This is a genomic window from Actinomyces oris, assembly GCF_001553935.1.
GTDB classification, from domain to species: domain Bacteria; phylum Actinomycetota; class Actinomycetes; order Actinomycetales; family Actinomycetaceae; genus Actinomyces; species Actinomyces oris_A.
Genome location: NZ_CP014232.1, coordinates 1,714,861 through 1,732,614, shown reverse-complemented (window position 1 = coordinate 1,732,614; position 17,754 = coordinate 1,714,861). Strand labels below are relative to the sequence as shown.

Genomic DNA, 17,754 nt, shown 5'->3' with positions numbered 1-17,754 from the left:
GACGACCCCGTCAGCGCCCGATCGGCTTCCGGTCAGCGCAGCGGCGCCGGTTGGTGAACGGATACGTTCGCCGACCGGCGCCGAACCGGTTCAGCTCGGGGCGACGGCACCGGCCGCCGTCGTGAAGGAGTCCAGGGCCTCCCTCAGCTCCGCGAAGTTGTCGGCGACATGAGCGGCCTGGCAGCGGGCGGCAAGGTCATCGAGCTCGGCCAGGCGACGGCCCACGGACTCAACCACGCCGGAGGCGGCACTGGAGAGCTCTGCGGCGGTGGCGGGCAGCTCCGGGTCGCTCGACGCGGCCGATCCGGTCCACAGCATGAGGAGCTGGTTCGGGATCGTCATCATGCGGCTGGCCTCGCCGATGTAGGCGACCGCCTGGGCCGCGAGCGCACTGTGGGCCTGGGCCTGACGCTCCATCTCGGCGATGCCCTCACGGAGCGACTCGATGAGGTCGGGGATGGCCTGCGCCGAGTACTGCGGGTCTCCGACGCCGTCGATGAGCTCGACGGTGAACAGCGAGCTGATGGTGGTGTGCAGACGGGCCAGGGCGATGCGGAAGCGGGTGCGGGCGCCGTTGGTGTCGAGCTGGGCCAGGGTGTCGACGAGCCTCGCCACGAGGGGACTGACCAGGCCCTGCATCTGGGTCCACAGGTCCAGCAGGTCGGCCAGGGGTTTGACCCGGGGGTCGGAGCGGTCCAGGGCGGAGATGTGCGAGGAGTTCAGGCGAGGGTCCTCCAGGGTTCGGGTCAGTCCCTTCCCCGCGGCCTTGAGGGAGGCGGAGAGCTCGGCGAGCTGCTGCTGACCGGACATCCACGAGTCGAGCCCGGCGGCGATCCTGGTGACCGAGTCGAGCATGACGCGCAGGTCCCCGGTGGCGTCCGGGCGCACCGGGATACCCTCGGAGAGCTCCTCCCGACGCGCCACCTCCGCCGGCAGGGCCGTGTTCTGGAACTCCTCGTAGGAGGACAGGCCCGCTCCGGCCAGCTTCTCGGCGATGCGGTTCAACCCCTCCTCGGCCGCCGCCCGGCGGTTGGCCCCGGCGTGGATGGCCTCATCCTCGACGGCGCGAGCGTCGCTGTAGATGGCGCAGGCGGTGTCGAACAGGTCGGAGCACACCGGACGGGTGCGCACCGAGAGGTAGCCGCCGTCGGACAGTGGGGTGACGGTGGCGAAGACGTCGTACTCACTGCCGTCGGCGGCGAGGTTACGCACGTAGGCGGCGAAGGGGCTGCCGGCTTTGAGGGTGTCCCACATGGCCTTGAAGGCGCCACCGGGCATCTCCGGGTGACGAATGATGTTGTGCGGGGCGCCAGAGAGCTCGTCACGCCGATAGCGCGAGAGCTCGATGAAGACGTTGTTCGAGTGGCGGATGACACCACGCGCGTCTGTGGTGGAGAAGAAGAGCTGGTCGACACCCACCTCATGAACGGCTCCGGTGACCTGCGGCATAGGCAACTGCTCCTTGGAGATCGGGGGCCGGCGGTATCCGGCGCCCTGAGCCGGACAACCACCACCTTCCACCCGTTGATTGACGGTTGGACGGCTGAACAATACACCCCATTTCCGGGACAACACCTGAAAGAGAATCAACGCAGAAGGATTACCTATACGTTTAAAATACACTGAGAATTAACGCCATTAACCCCCTTAAGAAAAGGGCAGTATCCAGCCTCGGAAAAACGAAACAAATTCCGCGAATGGATTCCCAGACTACTCTCAGGTACATTGAAGTGCTCCCACAGGAGCAACGGGTTACATAGTGACCGCCGCCGGACGGAACTGGTCGCGAGGGTTGGGGAGCCCGATGACCGATCGGATTCCGAGGCCGCCCGAGTTGATAGGGAGCTCGGCGTGAGCCGCTCTGGCGAAGGAGGGTTGAGTCCCCTCTGGAATATGGGATCCAGAGGCGATGCCGCCCTCAACGACAGGGGCCTGTGGGGCTCGGAGAAGTCCGAGACCCACAGGCCACGTCATTTATCGACATCATTGCGGCGGTTTCGTCTCCACAACCCCTCTGTCCCCGCTCTATCGAATAAGGCGGGGAAGCAGACGGACACCGACTGCCATGACCACGAGCTCCACCAAGGTCTGAGTCACCACCGCAATCGGTGCCATCCCCATGGAATCGGGCAGCGCCAGAGCCAACGGCAGAACCACCAGCGAGTTACGGGTGGTCCCGGAGAAGGCGAGCGCCAGACGCTCCTGACGTCCCTGTCGGGCCATGCGCCCGACGATGTCTCCCACAACCGGCATCACCAGAGCGAAAGTCACGAAGAGCGGAACCACCCGGGCGACGACGTCGGGCCGGGAGGCGACATGGGGAACCTGGGAGGCGACGACGAGCACCAGGGTCGCCATCATGAGCGGAACCATGAGCGCCGTCGTCGCTGATGCGAGCCGGGCGACGGACCGGACCCGGGGTGCGGCGCGCCGCGTAAGGATCGACAGCCCCATAGGCAGTGCGATCATGAGGACGAAGGCCTGCGCGAAAGGCCGCCAGCTGATACCACCGCCCTGGACCCCAGGTGAGCCGGCGGCAACGGCCAGCCACAGTGGCAGGACAAGGGCCTGGATGAGCATGAGAGCCGGAGATGCCGCCAGGATGCGCGACCATGCGCCGCCGCCCAGACGGGTGAAGACCATGACGTAGTCGACGCAGGGCGCCAGGAGCACCAGGAGGGTGCCGACCAGCAGCCCCGGCTCATCGGCCACCAGTCGGGACAGAGGCAGGACCACCGCCGGCACCACCAGGAAGTTGACGACCAGAAGCGCCGTCATGAACCGGGCGTCGGCGAAGGCGGCCCGCAAGCGATGGAAGGGGACGCCGAGAAAGGTCGCGTACAGCAACGTGACCAGCACCGGGGAGATCGCCACCTCAAGAAGACGGCCGGCTGCAGGAGCAGTCAGCCCCAGGCCGGCGCCGGCCACGAGCGCCCCCAGGTACAGGACCACCTGGTGGTGCTCCATCCACGCAACCACCGGGGCCTGATCGCCTGCGCCCTCCATGACGGAACCGTATCGCGACCGGACCGGACGGCGACCGGCGCCGGAGGTCTACACCTCCAGGGAATAGCCCGTCACCGGTCCGGCGGTGTTGGCCTGCCACCCCAGTGCCGGGGCGACATGCTCTGCGAAGGCCTGCAGGATGTGAAGGTTGAAGTCAACGCCGAGCTGGCTGGGAATGGTGAGCATGACGGTGTCGGCGGCATGGAGCGCCTCGTCCCGGGCGAGCTGCTCGACGAGGACGTCGGGCTCGGCGGCATAGGTGCGCCCGAAGGTCGACTGCAGGCCGTCGATGACGCCGATCTGGTCGCGGGAGTCCTCACCGCGCAGCGCGAAGAACTTCCGGTCCACCTCGGAGACGATCGGGAAGATGGAGCGCGAAACGCTCACACGCGGGGTCCAGTCATGGCCGGCCTCCTTCCACGCCTCGCGGTAGCGGCGGATCTGCTCGGCCTGAAGGTGGGAGAAGCCCTCCCCAGTGGCCTCGGTCAGGAGGGTCGAGCTCATGAGGTTCAGACCCTGGCGGGCGGTCCACTCAGCGGTCTCCCGCGAGCCGGCACCCCACCACAGGCGGCGGTCCACACCGGAGGCGTGCGGCTCGATACGCAGACGGGAGCTCGCGCCAGGTGCCATACCGCCACTGGTGTCGAGGTCCGCCTGCGGGACACCCCGGACGGCGTCGAGGAACTGGGCGGTGTGGACACGGGCGACGTCAGCCCCGCGCGGGTCGACGCCGCCGGTATAGCCGAAGGTCTCCCAGCCACGGAGGGCCTGCTCCGGCGAGCCCCGGGAGATGCCGATGGCAATGCGCTGGTCGGTGAGCAGGTCGAGGGCAGCGACCTCCTCAGCCAGGTAGAGCGGGTTCCCGTAGCGCATGTCTGAGTTATGGCGTTGGACGGAACACCTATTGCTTGCGGGCACGCGCAGCCCGCAGTCCGTTGGCGATGACGACGACTTCGGCGACCTCGTGCACGAGGACGACCGCTGCCAGGCCGAGCACGCCGGTGATCGCCAGCGGCAGCAGCACAGTGATGATCGCCAAGGACAGCACGATGTTCTGGTTGATGATCCTGCCGCCGCGGCGGGCGTGGCGCAGAGCCTGCGGGATGAGGCCGAGGTCGTGGCCGGTGAAGGCGACGTCGGCGGACTCGATCGCGGCGTCGGAGCCGGTCGCGCCCATCGCGATGCCCACGGTCGCCCCGGCCAGGGCGGGCGCGTCGTTGATGCCGTCGCCGATCATCGCGGTCGGCGACGTCTCCGAGAACCCGGCGACGATGCGAGCCTTGTCCTCGGGACGCAGCTCGGCGTGCACGTCGCCAATCCCGGCCAGCTTCGCCAGCGCAGCAGCGGTGCGGGAGTTGTCGCCGGTGAGCATGCTCACCTCGACGCCCTGGTCGCGCAGGGTCCGCACGACCTCGGGGACCTCGGGGCGCAGCTCGTCGCGGACGCCGATCGCCCCGGCCAGGAAGCCGTCGACGGTGACGAGCACGCAGGTCTGCCCCTCGGCCTCCAGGTCCTCAACCCGGGCCTTGAGCGGACCGGCGTCGATCCAGCGCGGACTGCCCACCGCCACCCTGCGGCCGTCGACCAGGCCACCGATGCCGTGCCCGGCCTCCTCGGCCACGTCCTGCGCGGCGGGGGTTCCCCGGCCCGCGGCGGCGATGGCGGCGGCGAGTGGGTGCGTCGAGTGCTGCTCCACGGCGGCAGCCCAAGCAAGCACCTGCGCATCGTCGAACCCATGGGCGGCGACGATGGCGGTTACCTCGGGCCGGTTGCGGGTCAGAGTGCCGGTCTTGTCCACGGCCAGGTGCCGGATGCCGCCGAGGCGCTCGAAGGCGGCCCCGCTCTTGATGACGACGCCGAACTTGGTCGCCGCGCCGATCGCGGAGACCACGGTGACGGGCACCGCGATCGCCAGCGCGCAGGGGCTGGCCGCGACGAGGACGACCAGGGCGCGGGTGATCCAGGTCTCCGGGTCGCCGAGCAGGGACCCGAGCACGCCGACGAGGACGGCGAGGACCATCACGCCGGGCACCAGCGGGCGGGCGATCCGGTCAGCGATCCGGGCTCGGTCGCCCTTCTCGGCCTGGGCCTGCTCTACCAGCTCCACGATCGTGGTCAGCGAGTTGTCGGTGCCCGCGGCGGTCGCCTCGACCTCCAGCACGCCGGCGCTGTTGATCGCGCCCGCCGACACCGCTTCTCCGGGCGCGACCTCGACCGGGATCGATTCACCGGTGATCGCCGAAGCGTCCAGGCTCGACCGGCCCGAGCGGACCAGCCCATCGGTCGCGACCCGCTCGCCAGGGCGGACCAGCAGCACGTCGCCGACGGCGATCTCCCTGGCCGGGACCGAGGCGGAGGTCCCGTCGCGCAGCACGGTCGCGGTCTCCGGCACGAGCTTCAGCAGCGCGCGCAGCCCGCCGCGGGCGCGGTCCATCGCCTTGTCCTCCAGGGCCTCGGCGATCGAGTAGAGGAACGCCAGCGCGGCCGCCTCCTCGACGTAGCCGAGGATCACCGCGCCCACGGCGCTGATCGTCATCAGCAGCGCGATCCCGAGCTTGCGCTTCACAACGAGATTCCGGATCGCACCGGGCACGAACGTGTACGCGCCCAGCAGCAGGCCCGCCCAGAACGCGACCAGCGCCGCGATGTGCAGCCCCGACCACTCCAGCGCCAGGCCGGTGCCGAACGCGACGCCGGAGAGGATCGGCACGACCAGGCCGGGATCACGCCACCACGGGCGCTCTGCCTCCTCTGCCTCGTCCGCGGGGCTGGTCGTCGGCTCGTCGCAGCCGCAGGCGGCGCTCACGAGGCGTCCCCCGAACTGCTCGCGGCGCAGCAGCCCGGCACCGAGCAGGCCGGGTCGATGCACGGCGCGCTCTCGTCCACGGCGAGGGTCACATCGACCAGTGCCGTCAGCGCCGCGGCCAGGTGCGGGTCGGCGATCTCGTAGCGAGTCTGGCGGCCCTCGGGCTCGGCGACCACGATCCCGCAGTCGCGCAGGCAGGTCAGGTGGTTGGACACGTTCGAGCGGGTCAGCCCCAGCTCGCGCGAGAGCACCGCGGGGTGGCTCGGGCTGTCGAGCAGGGACATCAGGATGCGGGAGCGCGTCGGGTCGGCCATGGCCCGGCCGAGCCGGTTCATGACGTCAAGACGCGAAGCAATGGTCAGCATGCACTGAACTATACAGCAGTCGCTGACCTAATGTCCAGTTGTCGCGGCTGCCGCACGCGCTGCGCGCGCTTGCCCTCGTGAGGCGTGATCACCTCTTGCGCCAGCGGGGCCACTTCGGCATCCCGCGGCCCTTCCAGGTCTCCACGAGACCCGCAACCCAGCGGACGGACGCGAAGAGCCCGTAGCCGGCCCCGGCGAGGCCAGCGCCGACCACGAGCCACCGGCCGATGCCGAGCCACACGCTCCCGTCCACGTCCAGCGCCCACTGAACACCCGTGATGAGCCCGGCGATGCCCATCCAGAGACCGGCGACGACCACGGCCACCGGCAGGAGAACGAGGCACATCGCGGCGGCGGCGGACCAGAGCTGTCGCGCCTCCAGCTTCGCCGTCGCGGCGATGATCCGCTCCGCCCGCGCGTTCGAGGCGTCGAGGCTCGCGGTCATCGTGGCCGAAGCCTCCCCGGCGACCTGCTCGACAGCCTTCTCGACCCGTTCCTCGGTGCGCTTCTCGATCCGCTGGACCGCGCCGCCGACCTGGCTCACGAGCTTCTGGTTCGCTGTGACCTGCGCCTTCAGACCCTCAATCGCCGAGGCCGTAGCCGCGCGATTCTTCTGCGCCTCCGCGACCAAGCTCCGCGACGCGGCGTTCAAGCTCTCGCCGTTGAGACTCTGCGCGAACTCGCCGAGCGTGCTCGCGATCTCGTTCTGCCTGCTCTCGATACTCGCGATCCTCGCGGACACGTCGCTGGAGGGCGAGGAGGTCGACGCCGGGGCCGTGATCCGCTCCAGCCGCCTCGTCGTCTCCTCGTCCATGACCTTCACGAACCCCGCGAGCTTCTTCTGCTGTTCGGTCAGCGTGGCGATCCTCGTGTTCTGCGCCTCGACGGCGGCGAGGATCGAGGTCAACAGCTCCATCGTCTCCGGACTGCCGAGCTGCTGCGACTGCTCGGGCTCGTTCTGCTGCTTCAGCCTGTCGAGCGCTGCGCTCATGTTCCTTCTCCTTCTGCTGCTGGTGGTAGTCGAAGAACGCCTGCGCGCCCTCCGGGGTGAAGTCCGCCGAGAGGGCGCTCGCGCGCTTGCGGCGCTCGGCGCGGCCGGACTCGCCGCGGCGATCCTCGATGTAGAGCGTCCAGGTCTCTTGCCCGGCGCGCTTGCCCTTCTTGCTGACGGGGCTGTGCAACCGCATCCGCGGCACCCGCTCCCCGTCATCGCCGAGCCGCTGGTTCTGCTCCTCGATCACCGAGACCAGACCGGCCTTGTCCACCGCCCGGGGATCGGCCAGCGCCGCGCTCATCCGGTCGCCCATCTCGCGGTCGAGCGATCCCTCGGCGAAGTCCTCGCGGCGCAGCTCCCAGTCCTTCGGTGCGTGCTCCAGCCGCTTCACGACCGAGAGCCCGTGTTCTCGCATCAGCTGGTCGTTCGCCGACTGGACGCCCCGCTGATTCCCGGCCTTGCGGTCGTGGAACGTGCGATAGTCCGAGAGCGCCTTCCCCGTCCGGTTGTTGTGGTTGATGACCAAGATGTGGTTGTGCGGCTTCTTGCCCCGCCCATCCACATGACTGACTACGAGGCAGTCGGAATCCGGGTGCATCTTCTTCGCGAGCTGATAACCGAGATCGTTCACCCGCTGCACGTCCTCCGGACTCTTCGGGTCGAACTCCTCGTCGCTGAACGACTGGCGGTAATGCACCGCCTCGACCTCGCGCGTCGTGTTCTGCGTGAGCGACCGAGCGCGCGCCGAGAACGCGCCGGGGCCTCCCGGCACATCGCACGTGATCGCGATGCCCCGCTCGTCCTCCTTGCCACGGATATAGCGCTCCGTGTCGGCGGCGCTGGCGCTCGGGCTGTAGTGCGTGGTGCTCATGAGGCCGCCCGATCCCCGAGCAGGGCGCGGACCTCGCGCAGCAACTCGATCAGCTCGGGCACCTCCGCCGACAGCGCCACTGACTCACCAGCCCGCGCCCGGCGGTCGAGGTCGTTGACGTTGATCGCCAGCGGGCGAATCTGCGCGGCCAGCTCGCGAGCATCCACCGACGCCTGCACCCGCGCCTCGACCCCGAGCAGGTGCGCGGCCACGGCGGCGTCCAACTCCTCGCTCCGAGAGGCGTGGAGGGCATCCCGGACGACGGTCCGCACCCACGTGCTCGGAGCCAGCCCGAGCCGCTTCGCACGAGTGCGAAGCGCCGCGAGCGTCTCCTCTCCGAAGTCGGTATCGAGCTTCGCGCGGCCCCCACGACGACGCTTCGCGCCGCCGTGACTCTGACGCACAGCCTCCACATCAGCCCGACCGGTGTTCACCTGGGAGTCGGTCTGCTGCTCCACCTGTACGCAAGAGTGGCAAGCAGTAGCCGTGTCGGACATTTCGCTGGCGCTCATGTCCTCCCCGGCTGCTTGCGAGGGGCCTCCGGCCCCCTCGACCCCCTGGAAGAGCGCATCGCGTTCGGTGCTCATGCGGCACCTCCGATCAGCGCCAGCGGCACGTCAGGGCTCCGCACCGCGAGCCCGCCCAGCAGCTCAGCAACCGCGCCCTCAGCGTCATGTTCCCCCGAGGTCTCCGGACCGTAGGTCAGTTCCCGCGACCCGACGTTCTGGTGATACGCGTTGCCGTACATGCCGGGCGTGTGTGCGGCGGTCGGGATGCTGCACTGGTGCCACTCGTAGGGCTTGATCTTCCCAATGTGCTGCACGAGGTAACGATTGATGTCGTCGGCACGATAGACCTTCACGACCGAGGCCAAGCGGCGGATGAACTGGTCCAACGCCTCGTCCACCTTGCCCTTCTGGCGGGCGTAGTAGAAGAACTCGACAGGCTCGATCGTCGCCGTGATGACGATAAGGCGCGGGGCCACCTCGCCCTTGTTCTTGTACCGAGCCTTCGCAGGCGAGGCGTTGTACGGATCAAGCAGCAGCAGCCAGTCGTTCGCATCCATCGCCGAGGCCCGCAGATCGTCCAGCAGCAGCACCTCCTCGCCTCGCCAGTCATCAAGCGGGTTCCCCGTCGCGGCCCGGTAGACCTGCCACCGCTCGCCGTGCGCGTTCGCCGCGTTGATCGCCTCGGTGATGAAGTCCGTGGCGAACCGGGTCTTGCCGATCCCGGCATCCCCATGGACGAACACCACGTGCGTCGAGAACTCAACGGCGCGGAGCTTCGCCGCCGCCCGGTATGCGCGGCGCTGGCCGTAGGCCGACAGCGCGTCGTCGATCTCCCGCTGATGCCGCGAGTAGATGTCGAACAGCTCGTCCGTGAGCATGATCTGATCCCGCGTGAACTCGCCCTGGAGCACGCGCTCGCGCATGTCCTCGAAGTTCTCGGCGACGACCTTCTTCTTCACGTGCGCGCGCCCCTTGAGCCAGGTCTCCCGACGCTGGGCGTCGATCCCGAGGTAGTCAGGCCCACGCACCGTAGCGACCTCCGAAGGCGCGTATTGGTGCTTGTCCGCGTACTTCACGTGCGTCAGATACGACAGCATGTTGTCGTAGGCGTACCGCCCGCGGCCCGGCTTCTCGACGTACTGGGGCTCGACGCCGATGCCGAACGCGAGCCGATCCAGCGGTGCGCTCTTCGCACGGCTGGCGAACTTGATGACCGCGTGCAGGTGATCGGGCTTCGGCTCGATCACCAGAGCCTTCTCCGTGTCGCTCCAGACCTCGCGCTCGTCCTTGTCATGCACGATGCCGTAGGCCTCGACGACCTCGCAGCCGGTGGCCTCGAGCCGCTGCACCACGTAGGCGAGGATCGCCTCGGCTCCCTGCTGGAGCAGCGCGGCCCCGTTCGGGTCCTCGGCAGCCCAGGTCCAGTAAGACGGATCGAGGTACTGCGTGAGCCCGATGCTCGTCGGGTTGTTCTCCTGCTTAGCCACGGCGACCACCCCCGCCGCGGACAGCGCGGAGGGCCTCAGAGAGAGTGCGGCGCCTAAATGACCCCCTATTGACCCCCAAATGAGACCCAAAATGATCCCACGAGGCCACGCGACGGAGCGCGGGCGTCGGCGACGGCGACGGCGATCTCGACGGACTCCTCCAGCACGGAGCGGAGCACACCGAGGTCGTAGAGACGTGCCTCGGACTCGGCGAGGGAGGGGTCGCCCTGTCGCCAGCGGAAGCCGTTCACGTGGTCGAAGGCGGCGGAGTTGGCGCTCATCAGTGACCACCGCCCATCACGGCGGCGACCGCGGCGCGCTGTCGCGGGGTCAGGGGCGTGCGAGCCAGGCGTTCACCGGCCAGACGACCAGCAGCACGAGCGGCGGCGATGACGGGATCGAGGCCGTCTGCCTGCGGAGAAGGAGTGGAGCCCTGATCGAGGCCAGGGCGGTCGAGCGCGGATGCGCGGGGAACGTCGATAACGACAGACATCGGAAGTCCTCAGACATGAGTATCTTCCGGTTCCCCGCCACGGTAATTGGGCTGTTTGACCGGCTACTCATCCGGGAGCAGAACCCCGCGCTTCTAAGTCGCGGCCCCGGTGGGATCTTCTTGTCTGCAACCATTCTCCCACGAGTCGACTCACCATTGCAATGACGAGTCGACTCATGAGTCAGTCGCGACGCGGCTCTATCCGAATCAGGTCGGGGTCGAATTTCACGTGACCGGGCGTGATGGGCTCGATGGTCACCGTCACCAGCTCGTCCACGAGCATCCGGCGGCGGTCCACGTCCAACACCTTCCACTTCGCCTCGACCACCTCGCGGCGCTCCGCAGTGCCGACCGGCTCCTCGACGTCCGCGAGCAGCTTCGCCGCCGCCGACACCGAACGGTCGAGCAGCTCCGCGTCGATCTCGTCGATGCGGGCCTTCACGTCGTTGATCGCTGCCGTTATCTCCAGGACCGGCTGATGGATGTCGCGCAGCAGCGGGCTCAGCTCCTTCACCCGATCGACCAGGGCGTTCCGCTCCGTCAGCAGCTCCTCGCGATCCGGCCCATCGTCCTCCTGTGGCATCACGAGGTCGTGCACGACCACCGGGGCCTGATCGCCTGCGTCCTCCATGACGGAACCGTATCGCGACCGGACGGGACGGCGACCGGTGCCGGAGGTCTACACCTCCAGGGAGTAGCCCATCACCGGTCCGACGGTGTTGGGCTGCCAACCCAGTGCCGGGGCGACGTGCTCGGCGAAGGCCTGCAGGATGTGGAGGTTGAAGTCGACGCCGAGCTGGCTGGGGATGGTGAGCATGAGGGTGTCGGCGGCATGGAGCGCCTCGTCCTGGGCGAGCTGCTCGATGAGGACGTCGGGCTCGGCGGCATAGGTGCGCCCGAAGGTCGACTGCAGGCCGTCGATGACGCCGATCTGGTCGCGGGAGTCCTCACCGCGCAGCGCGAAGAACTTCCGGTCCACCTCGGAGACGATCGGGAAGATGGAGCGCGAAACGCTCACACGCGGGGTCCAGTCATGGCCGGCCTCCTTCCACGCCTCGCGGTAGCGGCGGATCTGCTCGGCCTGAAGGTGGGAGAAGCCCTCCCCAGTGGCCTCGGTCAGGAGGGTCGAGCTCATGAGGTTCAGACCCTGGCGGGCGGTCCACTCAGCGGTCTCCCGCGAGCCGGCACCCCACCACAGGCGGCGGTCCACACCGGAGGCGTGCGGCTCGATACGCAGACGGGAGCTCGCGCCAGGTGCCATACCGCCACTGGTGTCGAGGTCCGCCTGCGGGACACCCCGGACGGCGTCGAGGAACTGGGCGGTGTGGACACGGGCGACGTCGACTCCGCGCGGGTCGACGCCGCCGGTATAGCCGAAGGTCTCCCAGCCACGGAGGGCCTGCTCCGGCGAGCCCCGGGAGATGCCGATGGCAATGCGCTGGTCGGTGAGCAGGTCGAGGGCAGCGACCTCCTCAGCCAGGTAGAGCGAGTTCTCATAGCGCATGTCGATGACGCCGGTGCCGACCTCGATGCGCTGGGTGCGGGCGCCGGCCGCGGAGAGCAGCGGGATGGGCGCGGCGGCCTGGCGGGCGTAGTGGTGGACGCGCCAGTAGGCGCCGTTGACGCCGATCTCGTCAGCGCCGACGGCGATCTCGACGGCCTCCTTGAGCGCCTGGCGGGCGTCGGGGTCGCCAGGGCCGCGACCGTGTCCATAGTGTCCGAAGCTGAGAAACCCGAATGCTTTCATGCAACCTTCAACTACGTGCGCCGTCGGATCATTCCGTCCGACCGCGCGATTCGGGTCACCCCTCCCTCAGGCGCCGCATGCCCTCAGCGCCGACAGAGGGATCGGCAGCACCCGTGGGTGCACGGCGTACCCAGCCAGCGGGGAACGGCCTCCTTGTAGTCGAGGTAGTCCTGCCCGAACCTCTCCTCCAGGGCCTTCTCCTCAGCCGGGATCTGGTGGCGGTCGATGAGCCAGACGAAGCCGGCCAGCGGGATCAGCGCGGACGGGCTCCTGCGCGCGATCGCGTGCGCGAGCAGCAGGCCGGTCAAACCCAGGTACATGGGATTGCGCGTCAGCCGGTTGGGGCCGTCCACAACGAGGTGCTGGGCTCGCTCAACCCTCACCGGGTCAACGGTGGTGCGGTGGCGAAGAAAGGTGCCTGCGCTTCCGGCGAGCAGGCACAGCGAGCCTCCGACGACGGCGGTGGCCGCCGCCACCGACGCGGGTGTCGCTGTCCGACCACGAGTCATGGCGCTCTGCGCCGCGCCCGCGATCGCCAGCAGCACTGCCGGGGGCGGTCGCCTGATGATCTGTTCCATCACCAGGCCATCCTCTCACCTACTGCACCTCATCCCGCAACGCCGTCGGCTCGCTGCCCTCAGCCTCGGCAGCACCCTCGGCCTCGGCGACCTGCTCCATGGCGGTCTTCTGGGACAGGGGCACCTCAGGCAGGAAGAGGGCGACGACGGAGGTCGCCACGAACAGCGGGATCATCCAGCCGAAGATCGGCAGGAGGGCGTCAGCGTAGGAGCCGGCCACGGCGTCGTGCAGGGCGGAGGGCAGCTGGTTGACCAGGGCGGGAGTGAGCGAGGAGGTGTCGGCGTCCTTGAACTGGGCCAGCTCCCCCAGGACGGCCGGGTCCGCGCTGCGGGTCAGCGCCCCGATCCGATCCGTGAGGTTGGAGGTCAGGCCGGAGGAGAAGGCCGCACCGATGAGCGAGGCGCCCAGGGAGACGCCGACCTCGCGGAAGAAGTTGTTGCCGCTGGTGGCCGTGCCCAGGTGCTTGGCCGGCAGGGCGTTCTGCACCACGGTGACCAGGAGCTGGAAGAACAGCCCGATACCCGCTCCCATGAGGAAGGTGGCCGCGGAGATCTGCCAGACGGGCGACGTCGTCGACAGGCGGGAGAGCCAGAAGGCGGCGCCGGCGGCGACCAGGGGTCCCGCGACCGGGTAGAACTTGTAGCGGTCGGTGCGCGAGACGAGCACACCGGAGAGGATCGAGGAGACGAGCATCCCGATGGTGATGGGCACCAGCAGCAGGCCGGAGGTGGTGGCCGAGTAGCCGTAGACCATCTGGAGGTAGGTGGGCAGGTAGCTCAGCACACCGATCATGCCGCCCATCGCGAGCATGCCGACGAGCGTGGAGACGATGAAGGTGCGGCTGGTGAGGATCGTCCAGGGCAGGATGGGGTCGATGGCGCGCGTCTCGACGAAGCCGAACAGCCCCCAGCACACCAGGCCGACCACACCCAGGCCGATGATGACCGGGCTGGTCCACTCGTACTGGTTGCCGCCCCAGGTGGCCATGAGGACGATGGCGATGGCGCCGGCGTTCATGAGCCCGAGCCCCCACCAGTCAATGGGGCTGGTCAGGCGACTGCTGGGCAGGCGCAGCACCAGGAAGATGGCGATGAAGGCCAGGACGCCCATCGGCAGATTGATCCAGAAGGTCCAGCGCCAGGAGACCGAGTCGGTGAGCCAGCCACCGATGATGGGTCCCAGGATGGAGGCGATGCCGAACATGGCTCCCATGGGGGCCATGTAGGTGCCGCGCACGCGCGGCGGGATGAGGTCGCCGGTGATCGCCTGGGAGGAGATCATGAGGCCGCCGCCACCCAGCCCCTGAATGAAGCGGTAGATGATGAGCTGGGTCATGGAGTCGGCGGTGCCGCACAGGGCCGAGCCGATCAGGAACAGGGCGATGGCCACCAGGAAGAGGTTCTTGCGTCCCACAAGGTCGCCGAGCTTGCCGTAGACCGGCATGGCCACAGTGATGGCCAGGGTGTAGGCGGTCAGGATCCAGGCCATGTGGGCGGCGCCGCCGAGATCGCCCACGATGGTGGGCAGGGCCGTGCCGACGATCGTCTGGTCCATGGCGGACAGGAACATGACGATCAGGAGCGAGGCGTAGACGGCCCAGAAGCGGCGGTCGGGGTGGAACTCCGCCCCCGGTTCATGGAGGGCGGTGCCGGCGGAGGCCGGCGTCGAAGTGCGTTGAGTCATAGGTGTGGCCTTGTCGGTTGAGGGCAAAGGATGGAAAAGGATGGAAACAGCTGGTTCAGTCAGGCGCGAGAAGGAGGGGCGAGCCGCCCTCGCGGCTACCTCGGCGAGCTCGACGGCCTTGGGTCGCCGGCAGCGGTGGAGGCTGAGGCGTCGCAGCGGGGCGGAGTGACGACCTCGGAGATCGCCTCGACCATGGTGCGAACGGCGTCGACCAAGTGGGACTGGGGGCACTGGCCTGAGACCTCGGGGCTCTCGGAGGCCCCGGCGGGCTCGGTGAGCTCGGTGCGCGCCGCCACCTCGCGGCGTTCCTCCCAGGGGTGGGAGCGCCCGCACCACAGATCCAGGGAGCTGCGTTGGATGGCCATGGCCAGGGCGACGACGGCGCGGGTGCGCGGGTCGTCGGGCTCGGCTCCCAGACGGCGGCCGGCGGCCTCCGCCAAGGACTGGGCGACGATGCGCAGCCGCTCGTGGACGGCGCGCTCCACCTCGGGGTTGTCCCGCACGATCTCCGGGAAGGACAGGAGCCAGCCGCGCTCGGACTCGACAGTCTCCGCACCGGAGGCGAGCAGGGTACCGAGGTCCTCCAGGAGGCTTCCGGAGCCGTCGACGAAGGCCTCGACAACCTCGGGCGCCGGGGGCTCCAGGCCCACGACGAGGAGGTCGGCCTTGGAGGCGAAGTGGTTGAAGACAGTGCGCCGGGAGACTCCGGCGAGGGCGGCGACGTCATCCACCGTCATCGCGGCATAGCCGCGCTCCCGGGTCAGGGTGAGCGCGGCGGCACGGATGGCGGCGCGGGTGCGTTGCGCCTGGGTGGCGCGCAGGTCGGTTCCGGTCACACCATCATTTTGCACTCAGTGCATCATTGCACTCAATGCAGGCGTGCGCGAGGTTCCTCACGCAGGCCGTGCACCGGACATCGCGCCCCCAAGCGCAGCGCGACCGGCCATGATGTGCTGGGCGGTGTCCAAATCGGACACAAAGGCTTGCCCCCAGTTCGGACAAACAGAAAGAAACCGCGCGATTCCGCGGTTCAGTCAGCGGCTATGTCGGGCCTCGGACTCCTTTGTGTCCGTTTTGGACACGGATGCTCTTGCGGTACCTGGGCGGTCCTCAGACACTCTCGTAGACAGCGACCTCGATGAAGTTCCGATAGGGGCCACGCACGTAGAGACTGCGGATAGTGCCCTGGGCACCTGTCCGCTCGATGGAGCCGCCGTCAGGAGTGGAGGCGCGCCTCGTAGGCGGTGATCTCGCCGACCTTGGGGCCGTAGCTGCTGGTGGGGTCGTGGCGCAGGTCGAGCCAGATGTCGATGAGCGCCCAGGCGGCGGGGGCGGCGATGACGTTCTGTCCCATGCACAGGATCTGGGCGTCGTAGTTCTCCACCGAGCCGCGCACGGTGAGCAGGTCGTGCGCGGTCGCCGCACGCACCCCAGGCACCTTGTTGGCCGCGATGGCCGTTCCCACGCCGGTGCCGCAGATGAGAAGCCCCCGGTCAACCCGCCCCTCGGCGACTGCCCGGGCGACCCGGAAGGAGACCTCCGGGTAGGTGATCTCCGGCGTGGACAGGTCGAGGACGTCGCTCACGCGCCCGTCCTCAGCCAGTCGTTCCGCAAGAGCGTCCTTCAGGAGGGCTCCATTGCCCGGGGCACCGATGGCGATTCGCATGCGCCAAGTCTCTCAGGCCTCGTCACGGAAGGCGAGTATGCCCCGGTCAATGAGTCAGCAGGGTTCCCCTGAGACGGCAAAATCGGCGATGACCTCATAGAGAGCCCGACCCTGCCTCATCTGAGCGCAGCCCTCGAGTACCTGCGCAGGAAGGGCTGAGGGATCGGCGGCGTAGGAGGACAGGTCGAAGTTCACCCTGATCTGGGAGACGCGGGGACTCCAGGCGTGTGCGGCGCAGGGGTCGGCGACCCGGAAGGGCATGGGGGCCGCGTCGATTCCTCGATCCCGGACGGCCTGCTCGCTCATCGCGACCATCTCCGGGGACTCGGAGTCGTAGACCAGACGGCCGCCGGGAAAGCGGTGGGACATCGCGCTGACGAGGTCTCGAACTGAGCTGGTCTCCAGGAAGTAGAAGACCCCGGAGGCCACGGCAATCAGTCCGCCGCTGGCGTCGACCTCATCCATCCAGCGATGATCGGTTAAGGAGAAGGGGAGCTCCCGCTCTCGCTCATGGGGCTCGACCCAGGTGCGTCGGGACTCGAGAACGTCGGGAAAGTCCAAGTTGTAGATCAGCGCCCGACCGTTGTCGACCTCGTCAACGAGACGATCCAATCCGCAGCCGAGATCGACGACGGCGGCTTCGGGGTGGGTGTCCAGGTAGCGCCGGATCTCCGTCACGGCGGCAAGGTGGCGCAAGGCGTAGACGGCGGCGGGCATCTCGCCCATATCCATGTCCTCGACGCCAGGGCGGAAGGCGGAGACCATCGAGACCAGGCGCTCGGACCAGGAGTCCTGAAAGCAGCTCGGCCAGCTTCGCGCAGCACGAGCCCGCCCCAGAAGCGGGAAGAAGAGAGTCTCCTGAACCCCTGCGCCGACCATGATCTCATCCTAGGAGACGGCACCACCGATGTCGATACTGACAATCACATTCATTCTCCTTCATAGGAGGCCTCGCTGGTAAAGGACTCGATGGGTTTCCGTCAGGGGTCACGCACGTAGAGACTGCGGATAGTGCCCTGGGCACCTGTCCGCTCGATGGAGCCGCCGTCAGGAGTGGAGGCGCGCCTCGTAGGCGGTGATCTCGCCGACCTTGGGGCCGTAGCTGCTGGTGGGGTCGTGGCGCAGGTCGAGCCAGATGTCGATGAGCGCCCAGGCGGCGGGGGCGGCGATGACGTTCTGTCCCATGCACAGGATCTGGGCGTCGTAGTTCTCCACCGAGCCGCGCACGGTGAGCAGGTCGTGCGCGGTCGCCGCACGCACCCCAGGCACCTTGTTGGCCGCGATGGCCGTTCCCACGCCGGTGCCGCAGGCGAGAAGCCCCCGGTCAACCCGCCCCTCGGCGACTGCCCGGGCGACCCGGAAGGAGACCTCCGGGTAGGTGATCTCCGGCGTGGACAGGTCGAGGACGTCGCTCACACGCCCGTCCTCAGCCAGTCGTTCCGCAAGAGCGTCCTTCAGGAGGGCTCCATTGCCCGGGGCACCGATGGCGATTCGCATGCGCCAAGTCTCTCAGGCCTCGTCACGGAAGGCGAGGCTGCTCCAGGCTGA

Annotated in this window: 19 protein-coding genes; all 19 read right to left on the bottom strand. The window is 68.5% G+C overall.

Going from position 1 to position 17,754, the window contains the following annotated elements:
• Nucleotides 1-90: 90 nt before the first annotated feature.
• On the bottom strand, nucleotides 91-1,449 hold the full coding sequence (locus tag AXE84_RS07035; RefSeq protein WP_060957365.1) for a PAS domain-containing protein: 1,359 nt from the start codon (nucleotides 1,447-1,449) through the stop codon (nucleotides 91-93).
• Nucleotides 1,450-2,025: 576 nt separating this feature from the next.
• Nucleotides 2,026-3,006: an arsenic resistance protein gene (locus AXE84_RS07030; RefSeq protein WP_060957364.1), complete on the bottom strand. Its 981-nt coding sequence runs from the start codon at nucleotides 3,004-3,006 to the stop codon at nucleotides 2,026-2,028.
• Nucleotides 3,007-3,054: 48 nt separating this feature from the next.
• The gene (locus AXE84_RS07025) at nucleotides 3,055-3,879 is read right to left on the bottom strand and encodes an LLM class flavin-dependent oxidoreductase (RefSeq protein WP_060957363.1); all 825 of its coding nucleotides are present in this window, start codon (nucleotides 3,877-3,879) and stop codon (nucleotides 3,055-3,057) included.
• Nucleotides 3,880-3,907: 28 nt separating this feature from the next.
• Nucleotides 3,908-5,812, bottom strand: a complete 1,905-nt coding sequence (locus tag AXE84_RS07020; RefSeq protein WP_060958197.1) for a heavy metal translocating P-type ATPase — start codon at nucleotides 5,810-5,812, stop codon at nucleotides 3,908-3,910.
• The gene (gene cmtR, locus AXE84_RS07015) at nucleotides 5,809-6,177 is read right to left on the bottom strand and encodes a Cd(II)/Pb(II)-sensing metalloregulatory transcriptional regulator CmtR (protein ID WP_003780589.1); all 369 of its coding nucleotides are present in this window, start codon (nucleotides 6,175-6,177) and stop codon (nucleotides 5,809-5,811) included. The genes AXE84_RS07020 and cmtR overlap by 4 nt, the downstream gene beginning before the upstream one ends.
• Before the next feature lie 88 nt (nucleotides 6,178-6,265).
• The gene (locus tag AXE84_RS12655) at nucleotides 6,266-6,721 is read right to left on the bottom strand and encodes a hypothetical protein (protein WP_017195603.1); all 456 of its coding nucleotides are present in this window, start codon (nucleotides 6,719-6,721) and stop codon (nucleotides 6,266-6,268) included.
• Nucleotides 6,722-6,758: 37 nt separating this feature from the next.
• Nucleotides 6,759-8,042 (bottom strand): relaxase/mobilization nuclease domain-containing protein, encoded by a 1,284-nt coding sequence (locus AXE84_RS12650; RefSeq protein WP_081093110.1) that lies wholly within the window; start codon nucleotides 8,040-8,042, stop codon nucleotides 6,759-6,761.
• Nucleotides 8,039-8,629: a hypothetical protein gene (locus tag AXE84_RS07005; RefSeq protein ID WP_060957361.1), complete on the bottom strand. Its 591-nt coding sequence runs from the start codon at nucleotides 8,627-8,629 to the stop codon at nucleotides 8,039-8,041. The genes AXE84_RS12650 and AXE84_RS07005 overlap by 4 nt, the downstream gene beginning before the upstream one ends.
• Nucleotides 8,626-10,047, bottom strand: a complete 1,422-nt coding sequence (locus tag AXE84_RS07000; protein WP_060957360.1) for a Rep family protein — start codon at nucleotides 10,045-10,047, stop codon at nucleotides 8,626-8,628. Before AXE84_RS07000 ends, AXE84_RS07005 begins: the two co-directional genes overlap by 4 nt.
• 56 nt (nucleotides 10,048-10,103) lie before the next feature.
• Complete coding sequence (locus tag AXE84_RS06995; protein WP_060957359.1) at nucleotides 10,104-10,319, bottom strand: hypothetical protein; 216 nt, start codon at nucleotides 10,317-10,319, stop codon at nucleotides 10,104-10,106.
• Nucleotides 10,319-10,531, bottom strand: a complete 213-nt coding sequence (locus tag AXE84_RS12645; RefSeq protein WP_003780572.1) for a hypothetical protein — start codon at nucleotides 10,529-10,531, stop codon at nucleotides 10,319-10,321. Before AXE84_RS12645 ends, AXE84_RS06995 begins: the two co-directional genes overlap by 1 nt.
• A 181-nt stretch (nucleotides 10,532-10,712) precedes the next feature.
• Entirely contained in the window at nucleotides 10,713-11,162 is a 450-nt protein-coding gene (locus AXE84_RS06985; protein ID WP_060957358.1) for a hypothetical protein, read from the bottom strand.
• A gap of 48 nt (nucleotides 11,163-11,210) precedes the next feature.
• Nucleotides 11,211-12,278: an LLM class flavin-dependent oxidoreductase gene (locus AXE84_RS06980; protein WP_060957357.1), complete on the bottom strand. Its 1,068-nt coding sequence runs from the start codon at nucleotides 12,276-12,278 to the stop codon at nucleotides 11,211-11,213.
• Nucleotides 12,279-12,361: 83 nt separating this feature from the next.
• Complete coding sequence (locus AXE84_RS06975) at nucleotides 12,362-12,856, bottom strand: methyltransferase family protein (RefSeq protein ID WP_060958196.1); 495 nt, start codon at nucleotides 12,854-12,856, stop codon at nucleotides 12,362-12,364.
• Nucleotides 12,857-12,875: 19 nt separating this feature from the next.
• A complete protein-coding gene (locus AXE84_RS06970; RefSeq protein WP_060957356.1) occupies nucleotides 12,876-14,540 on the bottom strand; it encodes an MDR family MFS transporter in 1,665 nt (554 codons plus the stop codon).
• Nucleotides 14,541-14,635: 95 nt separating this feature from the next.
• Nucleotides 14,636-15,376, bottom strand: coding sequence for a TetR/AcrR family transcriptional regulator (locus AXE84_RS06965; protein ID WP_060957355.1), 741 nt, complete (start codon nucleotides 15,374-15,376; stop codon nucleotides 14,636-14,638).
• Between the two features lie 380 nt (nucleotides 15,377-15,756).
• Nucleotides 15,757-16,206: an RpiB/LacA/LacB family sugar-phosphate isomerase gene (locus tag AXE84_RS06960; RefSeq protein ID WP_060957354.1), complete on the bottom strand. Its 450-nt coding sequence runs from the start codon at nucleotides 16,204-16,206 to the stop codon at nucleotides 15,757-15,759.
• 54 nt (nucleotides 16,207-16,260) lie between these two features.
• Entirely contained in the window at nucleotides 16,261-17,085 is an 825-nt protein-coding gene (locus AXE84_RS06955) for a class I SAM-dependent methyltransferase (RefSeq protein ID WP_060957353.1), read from the bottom strand.
• A gap of 168 nt (nucleotides 17,086-17,253) precedes the next feature.
• Complete coding sequence (locus tag AXE84_RS06950; protein WP_060957352.1) at nucleotides 17,254-17,703, bottom strand: RpiB/LacA/LacB family sugar-phosphate isomerase; 450 nt, start codon at nucleotides 17,701-17,703, stop codon at nucleotides 17,254-17,256.
• Nucleotides 17,704-17,754 lie beyond the last annotated feature (51 nt).